Annotated in this window: 19 protein-coding genes and 1 tRNA gene; 8 read left to right on the forward strand and 12 right to left on the reverse strand. The window is 64.2% G+C overall.

The features are described 5' to 3' along the window. Nucleotides 1–39: 39 nt before the first annotated feature. Nucleotides 40–1,488 (reverse strand): aldehyde dehydrogenase, encoded by a 1,449-nt coding sequence (locus RB2654_RS07845; RefSeq protein WP_008330256.1) that lies wholly within the window; start codon nucleotides 1,486–1,488, stop codon nucleotides 40–42. A 147-nt stretch (nucleotides 1,489–1,635) separates the two neighbouring features. Between RB2654_RS07845 and RB2654_RS22345 the strand changes: the two genes are divergently transcribed. The 3 genes from RB2654_RS22345 (at nucleotide 1,636) to RB2654_RS07855 (ending at nucleotide 5,004) form a co-directional block, all read left to right on the forward strand. After that, a complete protein-coding gene (locus RB2654_RS22345) occupies nucleotides 1,636–2,526 on the forward strand; it encodes an AraC family transcriptional regulator (RefSeq protein ID WP_008330257.1) in 891 nt (296 codons plus the stop codon). Nucleotides 2,527–2,635: 109 nt separating this feature from the next. Beyond that, on the forward strand, nucleotides 2,636–2,842 hold the full coding sequence (locus tag RB2654_RS24135) for a phage integrase central domain-containing protein (RefSeq protein WP_425463152.1): 207 nt from the start codon (nucleotides 2,636–2,638) through the stop codon (nucleotides 2,840–2,842). 365 nt (nucleotides 2,843–3,207) lie between these two features. After that, entirely contained in the window at nucleotides 3,208–5,004 is a 1,797-nt protein-coding gene (locus tag RB2654_RS07855; RefSeq protein WP_246146529.1) for an acyltransferase family protein, read from the forward strand. Between the two features lie 525 nt (nucleotides 5,005–5,529). On the opposite strand, the gene RB2654_RS07865 is transcribed toward RB2654_RS07855, so the two are convergent. Beyond that, nucleotides 5,530–5,605, reverse strand: a tRNA-Thr gene (locus RB2654_RS07865). A gap of 241 nt (nucleotides 5,606–5,846) precedes the next feature. On the opposite strand from RB2654_RS07865, the gene RB2654_RS07870 reads away from it, so the two are divergent. The 3 genes from RB2654_RS07870 to RB2654_RS07880 all read left to right on the forward strand — a co-directional run bounded on the left by RB2654_RS07870 (nucleotide 5,847) and on the right by RB2654_RS07880 (nucleotide 8,846). Continuing rightward, complete coding sequence (locus tag RB2654_RS07870) at nucleotides 5,847–6,857, forward strand: ABC transporter substrate-binding protein (RefSeq protein ID WP_008330260.1); 1,011 nt, start codon at nucleotides 5,847–5,849, stop codon at nucleotides 6,855–6,857. 83 nt (nucleotides 6,858–6,940) lie between these two features. Further along, a complete protein-coding gene (locus RB2654_RS07875; protein WP_008330261.1) occupies nucleotides 6,941–7,831 on the forward strand; it encodes an ABC transporter permease in 891 nt (296 codons plus the stop codon). Continuing rightward, nucleotides 7,824–8,846 (forward strand): quaternary amine ABC transporter ATP-binding protein, encoded by a 1,023-nt coding sequence (locus RB2654_RS07880; RefSeq protein WP_008330262.1) that lies wholly within the window; start codon nucleotides 7,824–7,826, stop codon nucleotides 8,844–8,846. Before RB2654_RS07875 ends, RB2654_RS07880 begins: the two co-directional genes overlap by 8 nt. A gap of 154 nt (nucleotides 8,847–9,000) precedes the next feature. On the opposite strand, the gene RB2654_RS07885 is transcribed toward RB2654_RS07880, so the two are convergent. Together RB2654_RS07885 and RB2654_RS07890 are read right to left on the reverse strand one after the other, a co-directional pair. Further along, the gene (locus RB2654_RS07885; RefSeq protein WP_040884578.1) at nucleotides 9,001–9,951 is read right to left on the reverse strand and encodes a class I SAM-dependent methyltransferase; all 951 of its coding nucleotides are present in this window, start codon (nucleotides 9,949–9,951) and stop codon (nucleotides 9,001–9,003) included. 119 nt (nucleotides 9,952–10,070) lie between these two features. Further along, nucleotides 10,071–11,729: an ABC transporter permease gene (locus RB2654_RS07890; RefSeq protein ID WP_050772028.1), complete on the reverse strand. Its 1,659-nt coding sequence runs from the start codon at nucleotides 11,727–11,729 to the stop codon at nucleotides 10,071–10,073. Between the two features lie 90 nt (nucleotides 11,730–11,819). Here RB2654_RS07890 and RB2654_RS07895 point away from each other — a divergent pair, with 90 nt between their 5' ends. Beyond that, entirely contained in the window at nucleotides 11,820–12,695 is an 876-nt protein-coding gene (locus RB2654_RS07895; RefSeq protein WP_008330267.1) for a hypothetical protein, read from the forward strand. A 42-nt stretch (nucleotides 12,696–12,737) separates the two neighbouring features. Here RB2654_RS07895 and RB2654_RS07900 read toward each other — a convergent pair whose 3' ends face one another. Continuing rightward, the gene (locus tag RB2654_RS07900; protein WP_008330269.1) at nucleotides 12,738–13,013 is read right to left on the reverse strand and encodes a DUF2312 domain-containing protein; all 276 of its coding nucleotides are present in this window, start codon (nucleotides 13,011–13,013) and stop codon (nucleotides 12,738–12,740) included. Nucleotides 13,014–13,119: 106 nt separating this feature from the next. Here RB2654_RS07900 and RB2654_RS07905 point away from each other — a divergent pair, with 106 nt between their 5' ends. Continuing rightward, the gene (locus tag RB2654_RS07905) at nucleotides 13,120–13,335 is read left to right on the forward strand and encodes a hypothetical protein (RefSeq protein ID WP_008330275.1); all 216 of its coding nucleotides are present in this window, start codon (nucleotides 13,120–13,122) and stop codon (nucleotides 13,333–13,335) included. Nucleotides 13,336–13,345: 10 nt separating this feature from the next. Here RB2654_RS07905 and RB2654_RS07910 read toward each other — a convergent pair whose 3' ends face one another. The 7 genes from RB2654_RS07910 to RB2654_RS07940 form a co-directional block, all read right to left on the reverse strand. Further along, nucleotides 13,346–15,433 (reverse strand): enoyl-CoA hydratase-related protein, encoded by a 2,088-nt coding sequence (locus RB2654_RS07910; RefSeq protein ID WP_008330276.1) that lies wholly within the window; start codon nucleotides 15,431–15,433, stop codon nucleotides 13,346–13,348. 91 nt (nucleotides 15,434–15,524) lie between these two features. Continuing rightward, a complete protein-coding gene (locus RB2654_RS07915; RefSeq protein WP_008330278.1) occupies nucleotides 15,525–15,734 on the reverse strand; it encodes a hypothetical protein in 210 nt (69 codons plus the stop codon). 48 nt (nucleotides 15,735–15,782) lie between these two features. Then, nucleotides 15,783–16,109: a TraR/DksA family transcriptional regulator gene (locus RB2654_RS07920; RefSeq protein WP_008330280.1), complete on the reverse strand. Its 327-nt coding sequence runs from the start codon at nucleotides 16,107–16,109 to the stop codon at nucleotides 15,783–15,785. 84 nt (nucleotides 16,110–16,193) lie between these two features. Further along, the gene (locus RB2654_RS07925; protein ID WP_008330283.1) at nucleotides 16,194–17,330 is read right to left on the reverse strand and encodes a flagellar motor switch protein FliM; all 1,137 of its coding nucleotides are present in this window, start codon (nucleotides 17,328–17,330) and stop codon (nucleotides 16,194–16,196) included. A 67-nt stretch (nucleotides 17,331–17,397) separates the two neighbouring features. Then, nucleotides 17,398–20,058 (reverse strand): ATP-binding protein, encoded by a 2,661-nt coding sequence (locus RB2654_RS07930; RefSeq protein WP_008330284.1) that lies wholly within the window; start codon nucleotides 20,056–20,058, stop codon nucleotides 17,398–17,400. Nucleotides 20,059–20,060: 2 nt separating this feature from the next. Beyond that, on the reverse strand, nucleotides 20,061–20,345 hold the full coding sequence (locus RB2654_RS07935) for a hypothetical protein (protein ID WP_008330291.1): 285 nt from the start codon (nucleotides 20,343–20,345) through the stop codon (nucleotides 20,061–20,063). A 7-nt stretch (nucleotides 20,346–20,352) separates the two neighbouring features. Continuing rightward, complete coding sequence (locus RB2654_RS07940; RefSeq protein WP_008330293.1) at nucleotides 20,353–20,724, reverse strand: response regulator transcription factor; 372 nt, start codon at nucleotides 20,722–20,724, stop codon at nucleotides 20,353–20,355. Nucleotides 20,725–20,822: the final 98 nt, after the last annotated feature.

Consider the following 20,822-nt stretch of genomic DNA (forward strand, 5'->3'; position numbering starts at 1 on the left):
GTGTCTCCTCCCTGAGTTCGCGCATCCCGCGCGTTTTGATTACGTCCAGAACGGGTAATCGGATCTTGGCTCCTGGACGGTGATCCACCGGAGCTCGGTGAATTCCTGAATGGCCGTGGTCCCGCCGAAGCGGCCATAGCCGGATGTCTTGACGCCGCCGTATGGTTTGGACGGGTCGTCGTAGACCGTAGGCCCGTTGATATGGCAGACCCCGGTTTCAAGCCGCCGCGCGATGGCGCGTCCGCGCGCCTCGTCCGCGGTGAAGACCGAGGCGACGAGGCCGTATTGCGTGTCGTTCGCGACCGAGACCGCTTCGGCTTCGTCCTCGACCCGGACGATTGCGGCGATGGGTCCGAAGCTTTCCTCGGAATAGATCTGCATCTCGGGCGTCACCCGGTCGAGCAAGGTGGGCTGCACATAGGCACCCGACACCTCGCCCCCGACGACAAGCGTGGCACCACGCGCCAGCGCATCGTCGATCAGCCGACCAACCCGACGCGCCGCATCCGCGCTGATGAGATCGCCCACCTTGGCCCCGTTGCGCCGCGCGAGCAGGTCGGCACATTGCGCCTCCATCGCAGCAAGGAAGCGGTCGGCCACCTCGTCCACCACCACGACCCGCTCGGTCGTCATGCAGATCTGGCCCTGGTTGAAATAGGCGCCGTAGGTCGCCGCCAGCGCCGCCGCCTCGATATCGGCATCTTCCAGCACAATGAGCGAGGCTTTGCCGGACAGTTCGAGCAGGCAGGGCTTGATATAGCGCGCCCCGATCTCGGCCACCCGGCGACCGACCCGCGAGGAGCCGGTGAAGTTGATGCGCCGCACCGCAGGATGCGCCGCAAGCGCGTCGACCACGGTTTCGGCCATTTCCGGGGCGTGGATCACCGAGGTCAGCGCCCCTTCGGGCAACCCGGCCTCGCACAGCACGTCGACGATCCGCGAATGCAGCATGGGGCAAAGCTCGCTGCCCTTGAACACCACCGTATTGCCGCAGGCGAGCGGCCAGACGATCGCCCGCACCGCCAGCGTCACCGGCGCGTTCCACGGGGCGATGGCCAGCACGACGCCCACCGGCTCGCGGATCGTGGTGGACCGCACGCCATCCCGCTCCGACACCTCTTCGAACCCGGTCACGAGGTCGGGGATCGCCATCGCCTCGTTGAACACATCCGCCGCAATCGCGACGTTGAAGCGAATCCAGTCGGGGGTGGAGCCCAGCTCTTCCCGCGCGATTTCGACGAATTCCTCGGTATGGTCGATCAGCGCGTCCCTCGCGCGGCCCATGAGCGCGCGCTTTTCGTCGTTCGGCATCGCATGCCAGATCGGAAAGGCGGCGGCGGCGGCATTCGCTGCGTCCTGCGCATCGCGCGGCCCGGCGGCCACGGCGCGCGTGACCGGGTTGCCGCTGACCGGCGACAGCCGCTCGAAAACGGCGCCATCACGTGCGTCGACACCCGCGCTGCGGATATGAAGCTTGGCTTCGAACATAATCCTCCCTGGGCCCGGCAGCGTTCCCCGCCGTGACCGTGACAGACAGCATGACCGAGCTTTCGGAGAAAAATAATGCTGAAAAATGGGCATGAATTAACAAAAAATGGGTAAGATGGGTCCGAAACGCAGATTTTGGAGACGCCCATGTTCGATTCGCCGCTCTCACGGTTCCGCGCGGGGCATATCGAATGCGGGCTTCAGGAACGGGTCGTCGCCGCCCGGTCGACCGCCGCGCAGCACGACTGGTTCGTCTTCTACCTCGACAGCGGGCAGGCCGTCGCCGAAACGCAGGACGGCGAATTCGAGATGTCCGGCCCGGCGATGCGATGGGGGCCGCTGGACGAACACACCCGTCTCAGGATCGGCGCGGGCGGGGCCGGGTATTACCTGTTTTTCGGCACCCCGATCTTCGAGGACGCCATCGGCCTCGCCGCCGAAGGGCCGGACCTGCGCATGTTCGCGGCCCAGCACCTCGTCGCCACGTTCGAGCGATCGGATTCCCTCGGCCAACGGCTCGACGCGCTGTTCGGGCGCATCACCGCCGAGGCGACGACGCCCCAGTTCGGCAGCGAAATCGCCGTCTCGGCCTATATCCGGCTTCTGCTCGTGCTGTTCTGGCGGAGCGTCGACCGCGACGTGACACCCCAGAGCGCGCGTCGCCAAGGCATCGGCGACATCAACCGCTTCCGCAATCTCGTCGAGGCGCATTTCCGCGCCCGGTGGAGCGCGCAGCACTATGCCGAGGCGATGGGGATCACCTACGACAGGCTTCACGACCTGTGCGTCCGAACCGTCGGCAAACCCCCTGCCCGCCTGATCCGCGAACGCTCCATCCACGAAGCGCGGGTCCTGCTTCAACGCACCGCGCTGTCCGCCGAACGCATCGCCGTCATGCTCGGCTTCTCGTCGTCCAGCCAGTTCAACCACGTCTTCAAGTCGATGACCGGAGAAACGCCGGGAGCTTTCCGCAAACAGGCGCTCGCACAGGCTGGTACCGCCGAAAGCCGCGCGTCTGGCTTCGCGGATTGGCCCTAGTGTTTTGGCCGGAGCCTGACCCCGGCATTAGTGCGATAATCGGAGCGGCGCGGATGCTATCGAGGAACGTGAACGGCAACAGTCGGTCGCCCAGAGCAATCAGAATGTCTTGCGAGACTTTGCCCGCGATGCATTCGAAAGCCGCAAGGCCGGATTCAAGGGCGACAGGAAAGCGGGCCAGTGGTTCAGTCCCCTCCAACTCCACGTCCTGCCCAAACTGGGCAAGATGCCTGTTTCCGAAATTGATCTGCGTGACATTCGCGACACCGTTTCGCCATCTGGCACGACAAGGGCGACACCACGCGGAAGGCGATGAATCGTCTTTCCATTTTTATGCGTCACGCGGCGGCGCTGCGCCTAGAGGTCGATCTAAGAGCGACCTAGAAGGCAAAGGCGCTCTTGGGCATATCTATACGCCCCTCAGGCGGGTGCTCAAACTCAACTCGGTCCATGCGGACATGCGCCGAAAAGCGAGGCCATCGGCCAGCGCAGGAACTTGCATAGGGCGTTGTATTCGGCCAGTGACCCACTATCGCGTATTGATAATCGACCAGGCCAGCCAAAAGGCTCCCGGCGCGATGAATGGTAATGAAAGGAAACCGTGCAATGGCGCCACCAAAGCTCGACACCAGTTTCCGGCCAGACGTCGAAGGCCTTCGTGCTCTGGCGGTATTTGCCGTAATCCTTTTTCACTACAGCAACGGTCGAACTGCGGGTTTTGTTGGCGTCGATATCTTCTTCGTAATCAGCGGTTTCCTGATAACCCGCATAATCGCACGCGAGATCGTTGCAGGTCAGTTCCAATTCTCAGCCTTCTACGCCCGAAGGGCGCGTCGCATCATACCCGCTCTGGTCGCGGTCGTGCTTTTCACAGTGGCAGGCGGCCTTGTCCTTCTATCTCCCCCAGCTCTTGTCTTACTTGGCAAGCAAGCCATCACTGCCCTTTTCGGCGTGTCGAACGTCTACTTTTGGCTGACGTCAGGATACTTTTCGCGCGAAGCCCATAGTGAGCCACTACTTCACACTTGGTCACTCGGCGTCGAGGAGCAGTTTTATCTTCTATGGCCGATGGCGCTGCTTTTGCTTCATCGCATTTGGGGCCTGTGGGGAAAGCCCGTGCTCTTGGTCATTGGGTTGTTCATTGCTCTGAGCTTTGGCAGCATCCGCATTCTCACCGGAGATTACGAAACCTTCGCGTTTTTCATGCTTCCCACGCGGGCTTGGCAATTGGCGACGGGCGGGCTTCTCGTGTTCTTGCCCAGCCTTCACGGTCATAGATGGCCTGGCGTATTGAAGGCTGCCGGGCTTCTCTTCATTCTTGCCGCCATCCTCCTCATAGAACCGGACGCCTCTTATCCAAGCTTTTCGGCGCTGCTGCCGACCGTCGGAGCGGCCCTGCTGATCTGGCCTTCGGACCGGAGAACGTATGTCGCGAACCTCCTGAGCATTCGCCCGCTACGTTACTTTGGTAAAATCTCCTACTCCCTTTACCTTTGGCACTGGCCGCCTTTGGTTTTGCTCCTGACATGGAGCCAAAGCGCCAGCTTATCGTTGGTTCAAAGCATTTTTCTGTTTCTGTTCGCGTGGGCAATGGCTCAATTGAGCTGGCGATTTGTCGAACAGCCTTTCCGACGGAAAAGCACCGGAAATTCGAAGGTTTTGGTCACATCGGCAGGGGTGGTGTGTGTGGTTGCCTTAATCCCGCTCGGCTTCGTCCTGTCGGATGGAGCGCCAGCCCGGATCTCAGAGGCCGGAAGAGAGCTTTCCAAGAAGCTGGATCGAGAAGAAGCAGACGACCAATCGGTCTTTTGTGACTTTCAGGAGGTGATCGAGACTGGTGCAGAGTGCGCCCGGTTTTCCAAAAACGAGGAACACATCTTGGTCATGGGCGATAGCCATGCAGATCATCTGGTTTGGGCGATCAAGGATGCGTTCCCGGCCGTCAAAGTAAGCACCCTCATAAGATCGGGTTGTCGTCCGATTGTTGCGTCCGTCGGGCGCAAGAACTGCGTTGAGATGTATGACGCATTCTTTCGCGACGTGCTTCCCGACCATCGGTTCGATGCAATCGTGCTGTCGGCCAGATGGCGCAATGGTCAATATGAGAACCTTGAGCCGACGGTTGCCGCACTAGGAGCTTACGCGGATCGTTTGGTCGTATTGGGGCAAACCGTTGAATATGACCATCCGCTTCCTGAGCTGCTTTTGGCCAAGTATCTGCCACGGCGGAGTTCCGACATTCAGAACTTCATGTCACGGTGGGCGGAAATCAAGCAAATTGACGAGCACATGGCCCGGAGTCTGTCCGATATTCCTGTGGAGTATTACTCGGTGATCGAAGCTGTATGCCCTGACGACGATTGCACTTTGTTTTCTCCGTCCGGTTACCCGCTTACATGGGACTACGGCCATTTCAACGCATCCGGTGCAAGGTTGGTGGTCGAACGACTTCAGAGCAAAGGCTTCCACTTGCCGTAAACGCGTCCTTGAAGATTTCTTTGGGTCGAAAGCTGATTTTCCACAATGGATCGTAGTCAAAACTGACTTATTATTTCTGCACAATCAGAGGTGAGCAATGGGCGGGTTCGGTAGCGGACGACACCGGCACTGGAACACATAGAACACTGTGACAGACGACCGGGCGCCGGACGTTCGGCGCTGGGCGCGTGAAGGGCTACCCTTCTCAGCGAGAAAAGAGCTACGACCGGGCCGCGCGAAAGGTCGACAAAATCAGAGCGCCGCTGGGCTGGGACTTGGGCCTGGAGGGAGTGCCGCGCGGACGCCCGAAAGGGATTCACCGCGAAACATACGAACGATTGTCGGCTTGGATCTGGGAATTGACCGATGAAGCGGAGCTGGGTTTCGCCGATCAATTCGCCTTCGCGTTACTCGAGATGGACCCGAAACGAGGCGCCAGCGCTGACCTTTAGGGCGACTGACAGGGGAATTCCGGGAGCGCCAATGTCAATAACCCTCTTTTTCCAATAACTTATGAAAACTGAATGGTGCCCCCAGAGAGACTCGAACTCCCGACCCACTGATTACAAATCAGTTGCTCTACCAGCTGAGCTATAGGGGCGCCTTGCGCGATTTAGACCGAGTGCGGCGCGCAATCAAGTCCGCGCTCTTGCCGATACCCCACGTTTCCTTTGAAAAATTGCCCAGCCTGTGCCCAAATGACCGGATAGCGCAAACAGGCCAGTGTACGGGCTGTTTACAATACCAAAGGCCTATGCTCTGTTTGCGACATGAAGAGAAGATGATGTCGCTTTTGGGACGGGAAGAGACACCCAAACGAACGATTTCACAGGGAGACCCTCATGACTAACAAAACACTCGGCGTGCTTGGCGCGCTCGGCATTTCGGTCTGCTTCGGCTCGGCCGCCTTCGCGCAGGAATGCGGAGACGTGTCGATTGCGGAAATGGACTGGGCCTCGGCCGAACTCATGGCCAATGTCGACGCGATCATCCTCGAAGAAGGATATGGCTGCGACGTCTCGCTCATCCCGGGCGCGACCACGACCACCTTCGCCTCGATGAGCGAAAAGGCCGAGCCCGACGTGGCACCGGAACTCTGGATCAACGCCGTGCGCGATCCGCTGTCGGCCGCCAAGGAAGAAGGCTCGCTCGTCGCGCTGAACGACGGCCCGATCACCGGCCTTGGCGAAGGCTGGTGGGTGACGCCCGCATTCGCCGAAGAGCACCCGGAACTCGACACCGTCGAGAAACTGCTCGAACGCCCCGACCTCTTCCCCTACGCGGAAGACGAAAGCAAAGGCGCCTTCGTGGGTTGCCCGGCGGGCTGGGGCTGTCAGCTCGTGAACGCCAACCTCTTCCGCGCCTTCGACATGGAAGAAAAAGGCTGGGTGCTGGTCGATCCGGGTTCGGCCGCGGGCCTCGACGGGTCGATGGCGAAAGCCGCCGACCGGGGCGAGCCGTGGTTCGGCTACTACTGGTCGCCCACCTCGATGATCGGCAAATACAACATGGTCATGCTGCCGTTCGAGGCCGAGTTCGCCGGTCGTGAAAACTGGGACGGCTGCATCGCGCTGGCCGAGCAGGACTGTCAGGACCCGCAGCCGACCGCATGGACGGTGTCCGAGGTCGAGACGGTCGTGACCGACGACTTCATGGAAAAGGGCGGCGTCGCGGCCGACTACTTCAAGGCCCGCGTGTTCCCGGGTGACGTGATGAACGCCATGCTCGTGTTCATGAACGAAAATCAGGCGACCGGCGAAGACGCCGCGTTCGAATTCCTGATGACCCACGAAGACATCTGGACTCAGTGGGTCGGCGAAGACGTGGCCGCCAAGGTCAAGGACGCGCTTTGATCGCGACGTGACAGGAAAAGGGCCCGCGCCGGACGCGGGCCCTTTTTCAATTCAAGAACAATGACCTCAGAAGGGGAACAGGGATGGAATTTCTGACAGAATTCCCGTCGCTCGGGCGGGCCGACCTGTCGGCCATGCGCCGGTGGATCGACGGCAACTTCCGCGAATTCACGCGCGCCACGGGTGAGGCGCTCGAAGCGTTCTTCAATCCGCTTCTGAAATTTCTCGTCTGGTTCGAGGATCTGCTTCAGGCGACGCCATGGCCCATCATCCTGCTCGTCATCGGCGGGCTGGCCTGGCTTGGCGCGCGGGACTGGAAGATCACGATCGGCTCGGTCGTCGCCTTCGTTCTGATCGGCGTGTTCGGGATGTGGGAGGATACGATGTCCACCCTCGCCATCATCTCGGTCGCCACGATCCTCTGCATCGCCATCGGCATTCCCATCGGTATCCTGATGTCGCGCTCGGACCGGATGCAGTCGATCATCACACCGATCCTCGACGTGATGCAGACCATCCCGTCCTTCGTTTATCTCATCCCGGTCGTCATGCTTCTGGGCATCGGCAAGGTGCCGGGCCTCATCGCCGTGTGCATCTACGCGATCCCGCCCATCGTCCGCCTGACGAACCTCGGCATCCGCCTCGTCGATGCCGACGTGATGGAAGCCGCCGATGCCTTCGGCGCCTCGCCACGGCAGAAACTGTTCGGCGTTCAGGTGCCGCTGGCGCTGCCCAACATCTTCGCCGGCGTGAACCAGACCATCATGATGGCGCTGTCGATGGTCGTCATCGCCTCGATGATCGGGGTGCAGGGGCTCGGCGTCCCGGTGCTGCGGGCCATTTCGAACCAGTATCTTGCGCTCGGCCTCATGAACGGTCTCGCCATCGTGGCGCTGGCGATCATCTTCGACCGGGTCTCGCAGACCTACGGCAAACGGCTTCAGGCCTATCGGACGGGACGCGGCAATGACTGAGGAAAACATCAAGGTTCAGATCCGGAACCTCTACAAGATCTTCGGCAACAACCCGAAAAAGGTACTGCCGCTGGTCAAGGACGGCATGGGCAAGCCCGAGCTTCTGGACAAGCACAATCACGTGCTGGGCATTCAGGACGTGTCGCTCGATATCCCGGAGAAGCGCATTCAGGTCATCATGGGCCTGTCGGGGTCCGGCAAGTCGACCCTGATCCGTCACGTCAACCGCCTGATCGAACCGACGGCGGGCGAAATCCTCGTCGACGGCGAGGACGTGATGAAGATGTCCGACGACCAGCTTCGCGACCTCAGACGGTTCAAGATGTCGATGGTGTTCCAGAAATTCGGCCTCCTGCCGCACCGGCTGGTCGAAGAGAACGTGCAATACGGCCTGACGATTCAGGGCGTGGACGAGAGCGAGGCGAAGAAACGCGCCCAGCACTGGATCGACCGCGTTGGCCTGTCGGGCTACGAACGCCACTATCCGGGCCAGCTATCGGGCGGAATGCAGCAGCGCGTGGGGCTCGCCCGCGCACTGGCCACCGATGCGGAAATCCTCCTGATGGACGAAGCCTTCTCGGCCCTCGACCCGCTCATCCGCTTCGACATGCAGTCGATCTTGCTCGAGCTTCAGGACGAACTTCACAAGACCATCATCTTCATCACCCACGATCTCGACGAGGCGCTGCGCCTCGGCGAAAACATCGCCATCCTGCGCGACGGCGCGCTCATCCAAGAGGGCGACGCACAGGAGATCGTGTTGAAGCCGGCGGACGATTACATCGCGGACTTCACCAAGGACATCAACCGCGCCAAGGTGATCCGCCTCTACGGTCTCGCCACGGCCACCCCGAACGGGTTCGACGGGCCGACCGTCGACGGCGACATGGTGCTGGACGAAGCGATGCCGGTCATCAACGAAGCCCCGGACCGCACCGTCGGCGTCACCGACGAGACCGGCAAGCTGATCGGCACCGTCGATCTGTCGACGGCGATCCGCGCGCTCCACGCCTGACCCGCGTCCTTCTTCGTTTCAAGAAACCTCGGAGGGGGGCCGGACTTGCCCCGCAAGGCCGGCTGGGGGAGGCTGGCCTCCCCCACCGCGTCGACCCGGCCTTGCCGGGGCGGCGCGAAAGCTGCGCGGGCGCAAGCCCGCACCGCCCGGTCGCTCAGGCCGGGAGCGACGCGCGATCCTCTTCGCCCGCGTTGCGGCTCGCCTCCAACCCCGTGGCGACGACGCAGAGCGAGGCGATGGGCGCGCCCCGGTCCAGACGGACGACGCAATCCTTGATCGTCACATGGGCGCAACCGGCATCGGCAAGCAGGCGGGCGATGTAGTCGGGACCATGGGCGAAGCGTCGGCTTTCGCGCAGGACGACGCCCGTGTCGGCCTTCTCGACGGTGAACGCCAGCCGCCCGCCCGGTGCCAGCATCCCCGCACACCAGCCGACCACCCGTTCGAGCGCGCCGAGATAGGCGAAGACATCGGCGGCCACGATCAGGTCGAACGGCGCACCGCCAAGGTCCAAGGCGCCGATGTCGCGCTTTTCGAGCCGGTCGTAAATGCCCTTGGCCTCCGCCTCGGCCAGCATCCGGGCCGACAGGTCGCAGCCTTCGAGCCAACCGCTGATCCCCCGCAGCCGCTCGCCCATAAGCCCGGTCCCGCAGCCCAAGTCGAGCGCCCGTTCGACCCGGTCCGGACCCGCGACGGAGAGCGCCGACATGATCTCGTCCGGCCCGCGATAGTCCAGCTTTTCGACCAGCGACGTCTCGAAACGCGGCGCATATTGGTCGAACAGCAGTTCCACGAAGGCTGGCGGCATCGTGTCGACGAGCGGAACCGCGCGCGCCAGATCGCGTTTCAGGCCCGCCCCGAACGGGTCGGTCGGATCGAGCGTCATGGCCCGGCCCCATGCCGTCACGGCGGCGTCGCCATCTCCGACAAGGTCGTGAAATTCGCCCAGCCGGAACCAGCCCGCCGCCCATCCCGGCGCGATCTCAAGGGCGCCGGACAACACGTCGATCGCCGCGTCCATATCGCCCAGATGGGCCATCGTCTCGGCATAGCTCGCGCGCCGGTCGGCGGCGGGGTCGCCCGAGGGAAACAGCATTCCTGCCATCGATTTTCGTCCAAGGGGCCCGCTCATCTGCCGGTCGGCCACGCGGCGGGCGTCACGCTGCGCTCGCAGGCGCATCGGTCGCGCAGATAGGGCCGCCCCGCCGTGCTGTCAATCCGCGATCAGCGGTTTGCGCGCGCCATGAAACCGACCGCCACGAGCCCCACGAGAATGACGAGGATCGCCGCTGGCGCCGCCTGCCCGATCTGTTCCAGCGAGGCCTTTTCATAGACCCGCGTGGCGAGCGTGTTGTAGTTGAACGGGCGCAGAAGAAGCGTCGCCGGCAACTCCTTCACGCAGTCCACGAAGACGAGCAGAAGCGCGGTCCCAACAGAGCCGCGCATCAGGGGCACATAGACCTCGCGCAGTGCCCCGCCCGCCGACCGGCCCAGCGAGCGCGCGGCCATGGGCAGCGATGGCGACACCCGCCCCATCGCGGCATCCGCCGCGTTCTGGGCGATGGCGAAGAACCGGACGCAGTAGGCGAAGACCATGGCAAAGGCCGTGCCGGTCAAAAGCAGGCCCGGATCGAACCCGGTCAGGCCATAGACCGCGTCGGCGACCGTGTTGTCGAGCGCGGCCAAGGGGATCAGGATACCGACCGCCAGAACGGCACCGGGCGCGGCGTAGCCGATGGTCGAGACCGGCATGACCATGCGCGGCAGCTTCGACCCGGTCAGGCGGACGCCATAGACCAGAAACAGCGCAAGCGTCACCGTCACCACCGCCGCGCTGCCGCCGACCGCCACCGTATGCCCAAGGGCGCGGAACAGCCCGGCGGACAGCCATTCCTCGGCATTGTGCGCCGCGTGCCACAGGAGCACGCCCACAGGCAGGATGAAGCCGACGGCGAAGGGGACGAGGCAGAACAGGGTCGCAAGCCACCCCTGCCAGCCGGTCAGGGCGACCGGATCGACGGGGCGTTGCTGGCGTTCGAGCCGGTAGAACCGGCTTTTCGACCGGCTGACCTTTTCGATGGCGACCAGCACGAGGACGAGCCCCAGAATGACCATCGCGATCTGGGCGGCCCCGCCCGCGTTGCCCATTTCGAGCCAAGTGGTGAAGATGCCCGTGGTCAGAGTCTGCACCGCGAAGAAATCGACGGTGCCGAAATCCGAGACCGTCTCCATCATCACGATGGCGGACCCGGCGGCAATCGCGGGGCGCACCAGCGGAAGCCCGACGCGCCAGAAGCGCCCGAAAGGGCCCGACCCCAGCGCCCGCGCCACCTCGTACACTCCGCCCGATTGCTCGCGCAGCCCGGTGCGGGTCAGAAGGTAGACATAGGGCGACAGGGCGGCGGTCAGAACGATGATCGCCGCGCCGATCGAGCGGATTTCGGGGAACCAATAGGCCTGCGCGTTCTCCCACCCGAACAGTCCGCGCAACGCGGTCTGCACCGGGCCGGAATATTCGAGGAAATCGACAAGCGCATAGGCCCCGACATAGGCGGGGATCGCCAGCGGGAAGAGCAGCAGCCACTCCAACCAACGGCTCCCCGGAAACCGGTACATGACGATAAGCCACGCGGCCCCGGTGCCCACAGCGGCGGACAGGAACGCGACCGACAGGGCGAGGATCACGGTGTTGGTGAAGTAGCGTGGAAGCGTCGTCGAAATGAGATGCGGCCAGACGTTCTCGGCGGGGTTGAACGCCATCCAGACCACCGCAAGGATGGGGCCGACGACGAGCAGCCCGATCAGCACCGCCCCCACCGACCACCGGCTGGGCATTCGCAGGCCTTTCGGGCGCGTCAGAACTTGACCATTTCGCTCAACCATCGCCCGGTCCGCATATCCCATTTCCGGTTTAACTGTCCAGAATTCCCGCTATAAATTGGCCCACTACCGAAAGGACGGCCCGAACCACTCATGCAGATTGCATTCCACATCGGTGCCCATTGCACTGACGAAGATCAACTCGTCAAATCGCTGGTCAAGAACAACCAGATCTTCACCGAACAGGGCGTCGCCGTTCCCGGTCCGTCACGCTACCGCAAGCTTCTGGCCGATGTGGCGGTCAAACTCGCCGGCAAGCCCGCGTCGCTCGAAACGCAGGACATGGTGCTCGAGCAGATCCTCGACGGCACGGACCCGGATCGACTGGTGTTTTCCTTCGACAATTTCATCAGCGGCCCGCGCCGCGCGCTCGAGGACGGAATGCTCTATCCGGCGGCGGCCGAAAAAGCGCGGGTGCTCCACAACCTCTTTCCCGACCATAAGGTCGAGTTCTTCCTTGCCGTGCGCGACCCCGCGACCTTCGTTCCGGCCTTTCTGACGAAATACACCGACATCGACCGGGGCGAGGTCATGTCGAAGCTGAACCCGATGGGCATGGTCTGGTCCGACATCATCAAGGACATCCGCGAAGAGAACCCGGACTGCCAGATCACCGTCTGGTGCAACGAGGATACGCCCCTGATCTGGCCCGAGGTCATGCACGAAATCACCGCCATCGACATGCGCGTGCTGTTCAAGGGGGGATTGGACATCATCGCGCAGATCATGGAGCGCGAAGGGGTCAAGCGCCTGCGCGCCTACATGGCCGAGAACCAGCCGACCAACGAGATCCAGCGCCGCCGGGTGCTCGCCGCCTTTCTCGACAAATACGCGATCGAAGACGCGGTCGAGCAGGAGATCAATCTGCCGGGCTGGACCGCGGAACTGGTGGAGGAGCTTTCGGCCTCCTACGAAGACGACATGCTGGAAATCGCGCGGATTCCCGGCGTGAATTTCATCACCGCCTGATCGGTCGTCCGGCGCACCGGGCCCGAACGACCGGATCGCGGATCAGCTCATGCCGAGCGCCTGCTTGTACATGTCGAGAACCGCCTCTTCCTCGGCGATGTCGTCGGGCTCGCGCTTGCGCAGCGCGATCACCTTGCGCATGACCTTGGTGTCGTAGCCACGGGCCTTGGCCTCAGCCATCACCTCTTTCTGCTGGTCGGCGATGTCCTTTTTCTCCATCTCCAGACGCTCGAACCGCTCGATGAACTGGCGCAACTCGTCCGCCGTCACGCGGTAGCTGCTCGGGGTGCCTTCGGTCTCGTCCATCACGTCCATCATGCTGTCCTCGCTCGGTCTGGTGGACCCTCTTGCTAGTCGCATCGCCACCGCCCATCAAGACCCCTTCTCGCTTGCGGCAGCGCCTTGCCCACGCTAGAGGCAGCGCATGGAACTTCTCATTATCATCGGGGCGGTCATCTCCGCCGTGGGCCTTGTCGGCCTGATCCTCAGCGCCCTGCGCGTGCTCAAGGCGAAACGCTCCGGGCAGGACGACGAGGCGCTGCGCGAAACCGTGCGCCGCGCGATGATCCTGAACTTCGGCTCGCTGATGCTGTCGGCCTTCGGGCTGATCCTCGTCGTGGTCGGCGTCATCCTCGCCTGAAGAGCCGGCCTCACGCCTTTCCGATCGTCTCGAACCGGCGCCCGTGCTTCACGAGCTCGTCCCAAAGCGGGACCGGCGCCCAGAACGGGTTCTCGGACGCCCAGTCCGACAAGTCCTTGCGCACCTCGAGCGGTGTGGCGAGGTCGGCGGCCAGCATCGGGCCACCCTTTTCGCGGGGAAACCCCAGCCCCAGCAGCATCACCGCATCGATATCCGAGGGCCGGTCCACGACCCGCGCCGCGACGAGCCGCGCCCCTTCGTTCGCCATCGCGAACAGGCAGCGGCGTCGAATGTCCTCTTTCTCGAACACCTGTGGCCTGATCCCGCGATAATCGCGCAGGGCCCGGATCATGTTCGTCACGTCAGTCGAGGGTCGCCCCACCCCGTCCTCGCCCCGGTAGTCGTAAAACCCCTGTCCGGTGCGCTGGCCATACCAGGCCTGTTCGATCATCCGTGCGGGAAGTTCCGACGGGCAGGCATCGAGGTTCAGGCCCCAGACCGCTTCGATCCCGGCGACGTCCTGTGCCTGAAACGGGCCAAGCGGCATTCCGTAGCCGCGCATGGCAAGATCGACCTCGGCGGGCAAGGCGCCCTGTTCGACCACCAAAGCCGCCGCCGCATAATAGGCCTGACGCATCCGGTTGTAGACCAGCCCCTGCCGCGCGCCCGTCAGCACCGGCCCCTTGCCCATCGCGCGGGCCAGCCGGATCAGGGTCATCAGCGCCTCGGGCCGGGTGCCCCGCGCCGGTGCGATTTCGACAAGCCGGTTGGCATCGGCGGGCGCAATGAAATGCATTGCGGCGAACCGATCCGGGCGCCCTGACGCGCCTGCGAGGGTTTCGATATCGCATTCCGCCGTCGAGCTGGCGAAGATCGTATGGCCCGCGGCGACCTGCGACAGTTGGCCCAGCGCCTGCGTCTTTCGCACGCTGTCCTCGGCCAAGGCCTCGATAATCACGTCCTTGTCGTCGAGGGCGCCGTAGTCGTCCGCGGTGTTCAACCGCCTGAGCCGGTCGTCGCGCTCCCGGCCACTGAGCGTTCCCGCCTCGACCGCATCGCCGAAGGCGCGTTCGATCCGGCCCCGGACCCGCGTGATCGCGGTGTCGTCCTCCAGCGCGACGGTCACCGGCACCCCGGCCTTGAGGGCGGCCATCGCCACGTCGCGGGCCAACGCCCCTGCGCCGACCACGCCCACGGACGACACCCGCTGCGCCGCCACTCCGGCCAGTGACGGAAACCGCCCGGCCCGGCGTTCGGCGAGGAAGGCGTGGCGCAGACCCCGTGCCGCATCGGAATTCACGAGGTCGTCATAGGCCGCGTGCTCCATCTCAAGCCCGGCGTCGAACGGAACGAGAAGCGCGGCCTCGACCAGTTCCACGGCCCTGATCCCGGCCTCGCCCGCACCGCCCTGCATCGCGGCCCGCCGGGCGGCGACGGCTTCGAGATAGGGTCTGGCCTGCCCGAACCCTTCGGTGCGGTCGCGGGTCGGGCGCGGTGGGACGCCGCTTTCGGCGAAGTTGCGGGCCGACCCGAAGGCGGCCTTGTCGAGGTTTTTCTGAACGATCTTGTCGACGAGCCCGGCGGCCAGAGCACGGTTCGCGTCGATGGGCTTGCCCGTGGTCAGAAGGTCGAGCGCCACCCGCGCCCCGACCAGCCGGGGCAAACGCTGGGTGCCGCCGGCATTAGGGACGAGCCCCAGCGACACCTCGGGAAATCCGAACCGCGCGTCATGGAGCGCCATGCGGTAATGACAGGCCAGCGCCAGTTTCAGCCCGCCGCCAAGAGCCGTGCCGTGGATCGCCGCGACCACGGGCTTCGTGCAGTCCTCGATCCTGCGGCACAGGTCGGCCAGCGTCGGCTCCCCGGCCGCGACCGAGAACTCGCGCACATCGGCACCGGCGGGGAAGGTGCGCCCTTCGGCCTGGATCAGAATGGCGGAAACGTCGGGGTCGGCTTCGGCGCGTTCGAGGCTTTCGAGCAGGGCCGCGCGCACCGGCTGGACGAGCGCGTTGACCGGGGGATTGGCGACAGTGAGAACCGCGACGCCTTCGCGTCGTTCCCACCTGACCTTCTCTGCCCCTGACGGTCCCGCGTCCATGCGGCGCTACCGCTCCGATTTGCCTAATTGTTACAGCAAACTAGGCCGCAGGCGGCTCCAATGCAAATTTTTCGTAATCCGAAGGCCGCCGTCAGACCGGCATGTTCTCGAACAGGTCCTCGTCATCGTCCTGCCGCAGCCAATCGGCATAGACCCGAAGCTGTGCCGGAAGCTCAAGCCCGTATTCGGCATGCATCGCGATGGTCTGGCGCAGGCGGTCCTCCCACATACGCCAGTTCACCGGGTCCGCCGCGATGTCGTCCATCAGCGTGCGGGCCGTGTTCATCAATTCGTCCTTCATAGTATCCTCCCGGTTCCTTCCTCTGAACCAAGCAGCAAAATAGTTGCGTCAGCCTGTCTTGGACGCGCAGGTCGCGCAGAGCGGCGCCTGTGGCACGAGGTCGAGACGCGCTTCGGCGATTTCGGCCCCGCATTGCACGCAATAGCCGTATTCGCCTTCGTCCATACGGGTCAGTGCGGCCTTGATCTGGGCAATCTCGGCCTGACCGGATTGCCCCATCTGCTCGAGCACCTCGTCCTCTTCCCGTTCCGTCGCCAATTCTTCCCAGTCCTTCGACTGGTGGCTGTCGAGTTCATCATCGATCTCGTGCAGGCGCGTGTCGAGTTCCGCGAGGCGGGCTTCGAGTATTGGGCGGTATTTCGCGACGTCGGGCATGGTGTCTCCCCTATAAACAGGAGCATCAATAGCCCAAGTGTGTCCCGCCGCCTTGATCTTGGTCAAGACGGGATTGCCAGACGGTCAGGAAAGGTCGAGCGGGTTGTCGGAATTGGACAAGTCGGGCAGATCGGGCAGGTCCGCAAGGTCCGGCAAATCGGGCAAGTCCGGCAGATCAGGCAGATCCGGCAGGTCGCCAGTGTCACCGAGCGGGCCAAGATCCGCGACATCCCCCAGATCCGGCACATCGCCACTGTCCGGCAGGTCCGGCAAGGGGTCGACCGGCGGCAGGGCGGCGGGTTTCGCAGGGCGCGCGGGCGCGTCCATCTGCGGTTCCGCCTCGGCGACCGCGCCGATGCGGATCGCACGATGGCCGCCCGACATGCCCAGCCGCCCGTGTTTCACGGTGCGCCCGTTGATATCCTCGATCGCGACCTGCCCCAGCGCCTCGCGCGGGATGGGGATAACGCTGCCAACGGAAAGCCCCGCCACCTCGGCCAGCGGCATCTGCAAACGGTGAAGCGTGCCGCGCAGCAGCACTTCCGCCTCACCGACCACTTCGGCCAGAGCCTGCGTGAACCCTGCCGGGTCGGCGTTCGTCGCCGCAGCGGCACCGGACGGGGCTGCATTGAACGGCAGGATCACATCGAGCGTGCCCTGCTTGGCCCCGCGCCCGAGATCGAGCGAGACGTGGAACCGCCGGTAGGGCACGTCGTCCAGCGTCATCGGTATGGCCCGCGCTTCGGACAGGGCGAGCGCGTAGCGAAACCCGCCCAGCGCCGGCGCGATGTCGATGTCCGCCTCCGCCGTCCGGTCTTCGAGCAATTCCAGCACGCGGTCGATGAAATCCGCGCACATGATGGCGTCCGTCCGTGTCGGCGGTCGTGCGGTCGCGGGACGCGGAACGACCCGGCCCGTGGTCTGTATCTCGATCAATGCCGCAAGCGTGTCCGGATCGACGAGGATCAGGCCATAGCGACCCTCGGGCCCTTCGATCAGCGCCATAAGCGCGTGTTCCCCGATCCCCTCGACGATCGGGGCAAGGGTCGTGCGCATCTCCTCGGGCTGGCCCGCGACGATGGACAACGCCGCCACATCCTCGCCCGCCTGCATGATGGCCGTGCGCAGAATACGCGCCGCCGTGGGCGCGCCGATCTCGGGCGGCGGTCGTCCCGCCCCCGCCTTGCGCTGCATCGCGCTGGGGCGTTCGTCTGTGTTCATATCCTGTGCCACGGGCAAAGGTGTCCGTCCCCGACACTCGCAGCACAAGGTTGACAAAGGGTGAAGGTTAACGCGGCAGGGTCACGCGAAAGGCAGCACCGCCCTGCCCCGGCAGGTATGTGACCGATCCGCCGAGCTTCGACATGATCTCACGACAGATCGCAAGGCCCAGACCGGCACCGCCCGCCTTTTGCTGATCCGACAGGCGCGAGAATTTCTCGAAGATCATGGATTGGCTCTCGGCCGGAATGCCCGTGCCATTGTCGATGAAATCCACCTCGACCCGCTTGGCGTTCTGCGCGACCGATATGGTCAGGCGCGGATGGGCCGCATCGCAGTATTTGCGCGCATTCGCGATCAGATTGATGAAAACCTGACTCAGCCGGTCCGTGTCCGTCTCGATCGTCACGTCCTCGCGCGCCGGGGTGCGCCGTATGTCGAGCGTGCGGCCATCCCGCCCGGTCGCGCCCGCGGAAACCGCCCGGTCCAGCACGGCCTGAAGGTTGCCCGGTTGCATGTTCAGCGTCACCTGCCCGGCCTCAAGCACCGACAGGTCCAGAAGATCGTCCAACAGCCGTGTCAGGCGGATCGCCTCGTCCTGAATGATGCCGGAATATTTGCGGGTATCCGCATCCTCCATCCCGCCTTCCTTCAGGATCTCAGAAAAAGCCCGGATCGAGGTCATGGGCGTGCGCAGTTCGTGGCTGATCTGGCTCAGAAACGCGTCCTTCTGGATCGACAGGGCCGTCAGCTTCTCGTTCGCTTCTTGCAACTGGCGAGCGGTGCGGACCAGTTCTTCCGACTTGGCTTCGAGCTGCGAGGAATATTCCAGAATCTGCTGCGTCTCATCGGCCACGGCCATCAGGTCGTCGACCGAGACCGAGGCACCGCCGACGATCTGCCCGACCATCGCATGCGCCGTGGCGGCCCCGACCGAGCCAGACAGTTCCCGTTCGAGGATGCGCAGGAAATCGGGTGTGGTATCGGGCAGATACCCTTCCTTGCCCTGCCGCGCACTTTCGGCGTGGAACAGGTTCTGTGCCTCGCTCGCCCCCATGATCCGTTGCGCCATGACCAGAAGATCCTCGGCCTCGGCATTGCCGCGCGACCAGCCCTGAGCCGTGCGGCTGTGTTCGAACACATTGACGAACTGGGCGCCCTGAAGCCGCTCCATCGGGCGCGGAAACGACACCAGCGAACCAGCGATGAACGCGCCGGTGTTGAGCGCCATCGACCAGAAGATCGCATGAACCACCGGGTCCATCCCCTCGATGCCGAAGAACGCCTGCGGGCGCAGCCAGTCGATGCCCCAAGGCCCCTCGGCCATGAATCGCGCGGTCATCACGCCCTCGCCGAAAGACGGCAGGAAAAGCGCGTAGGCCCAGATCGTGAAGCCGAGGATCAGGCCGACGGCGGCGCCCACACGGGTCGCCCCGCGCCAGAACAGCCCGCCGATCAGCGACGGCAACACCTGCGCCACGCCCGCGAACGAGATCAGACCGATGGCCGCCAGCGCCTCGCCCCCGCCCGACAGATGGTAATAGAACCAGCCAAGGCCGAGAACGGCGGCGATGGACAGACGGCGCGACACCAGAACCACGTGCCGCACATCCCCCGACATCGCCGCCCCACCCATGCGCGCCGACAGCCAGATCGGCATGACGATGTGGTTCGACACCATCGTGGACAGCGCGATGGCCGCCACGATGACCATGGAGGTCGCGGACGAAAACCCGCCGAGGAAGGTGAGCATCGCCAGCCCGCCTTGATCGAAATGCAGGGGCACCGTCAGAACGAAAAGGTCCGGGTTCGCGCCAGCCGGCAGGACGCTCAGACCCACGACCGCGATGGGAACCACGAACAGGCTCATCAGAAACATATACAGGGGAAACGCCCAGCTTGCGGTGGCGAGCTGCTTTTCGTCCACGTTCTCGACGACCAGAACCTGAAACATGCGCGGCAGGGTCAGGAACGCGGCGGCGGACAGGAAGATCATCGTGGCCCAGCGCGGTCCGTCCAGTTCCCACGTGGCGATGGGCGAGGCGTGGATCGTCTCGGCGATCGCGCCGGGGCCGCCCGTCACGCCCCAGACCACGAAGATGCCGACCGCCAGCAGGGCCACGAGCTTCACGACCGCTTCGACCGCGATGGCGGTGACCACGCCGTGATGCCGCTCGTTCGCGTCGAGGTTCCGGGTGCCGAACAGCACGGTGAAGGCGGCAAGACCGACGGCGACCCAAAGCGCGGTGGCCTCGGGGTCCGCCGCCGCATCCCCGCCTTGCTGGGCGAAGACCGAATAGGACAGGACCACCGATTGAAGCTGAAGCGCGATATAGGGCGTCGTGCCGATCACGGCGAGCAGCGTGACGATCACGCCCAGAAGGTTCGACTTGCCGTAGCGCGAGGATATGAGGTCCGCGACCGAGGTGATGCGTTGCGCGCGCCCGATGCGCACCAGCTTGCGCAGAACCCACCACCAGCCGACCATGACGATGGTGGGGCCGAGATAGATGGTCACGAACTCCAGCCCCGACCGCGCGGCGTAGCCGACCGCGCCATAGAACGTCCAGGCCGTGCAATAGATCGACAGCGACAGGGTGTAGATGATCGGCGCGCGCAGCCAGCCGCCGCGCCCGGTCCGGGCCTGCCGGTCGCCCCAGAACGCGACGAGGAACAGGAAACCGACATAGGCCAGACTGACGGCGATCAGCAGGTTGAAGCCGACCATGTTCAGTCCTCGTCCTCGACCGATCCCGGCTCGAGCGGGTCCGAGGCCACACCACCCGGAGAGCGCGCCACCGCACGCACCAGCAAGGACGCCCCGATGATAAGCACCAACCACGCGGCGAACAGATACATTCCGGCATAGGCCGTCGACCGTTCGGACGTGCCGGAGCCAAGAAGCGGCACGAGGAACAGAAGTAGCCCCAGCACCGGAAGCACGCGAAGCGCGTCGATCAGGCGGCGACGGCGGTATGTGTCACGGGCAAGGAAGGTTGTCGGGCGTCGCGTCATCCGCGCCTCACGCCCCGCCGGTCATCTCGCGCAGGACGGTCAGGACCTCGGCGTTGGAGAACGGCTTGGTCATGAACCGCGTCGCGCCGAGTTTGTCGGCCAATTCCCGGTCCTTCTTCTGGCCGCGCGCGGTCAGCATCAGCACGGGCAGCGTGCCCATCTCGGGGTCGGCCCGCAGATCCTGCAAAATCTCGTATCCGGAGCGGCCCGGCAGCATCACGTCGAGCACCAGCGCATCCGGCGTGTGCCGTCGCACCGCATCCATCGCCGTCTCGCCGTTGGCATGGGTCGAGACGGACCAGCCATCACGGCTGAGGATGAATGAGATCGCTTCGATGATGTTCGGCTCGTCCTCGATCAGCAGAACTTGTTTCGCCATAAACTCCCCCGATGGGCCCTCCCCCTGAGCCCGCGTTTCTCGTTTATCGCCTCAGGGTGGTGCAAAGTCAAAGCAGAACAGGGGCTTGGGGCGGTGGC

The organism is Maritimibacter alkaliphilus HTCC2654 (genome assembly GCF_000152805.1).
GTDB classification, from domain to species: Bacteria; Pseudomonadota; Alphaproteobacteria; order Rhodobacterales; family Rhodobacteraceae; genus Maritimibacter; species Maritimibacter alkaliphilus.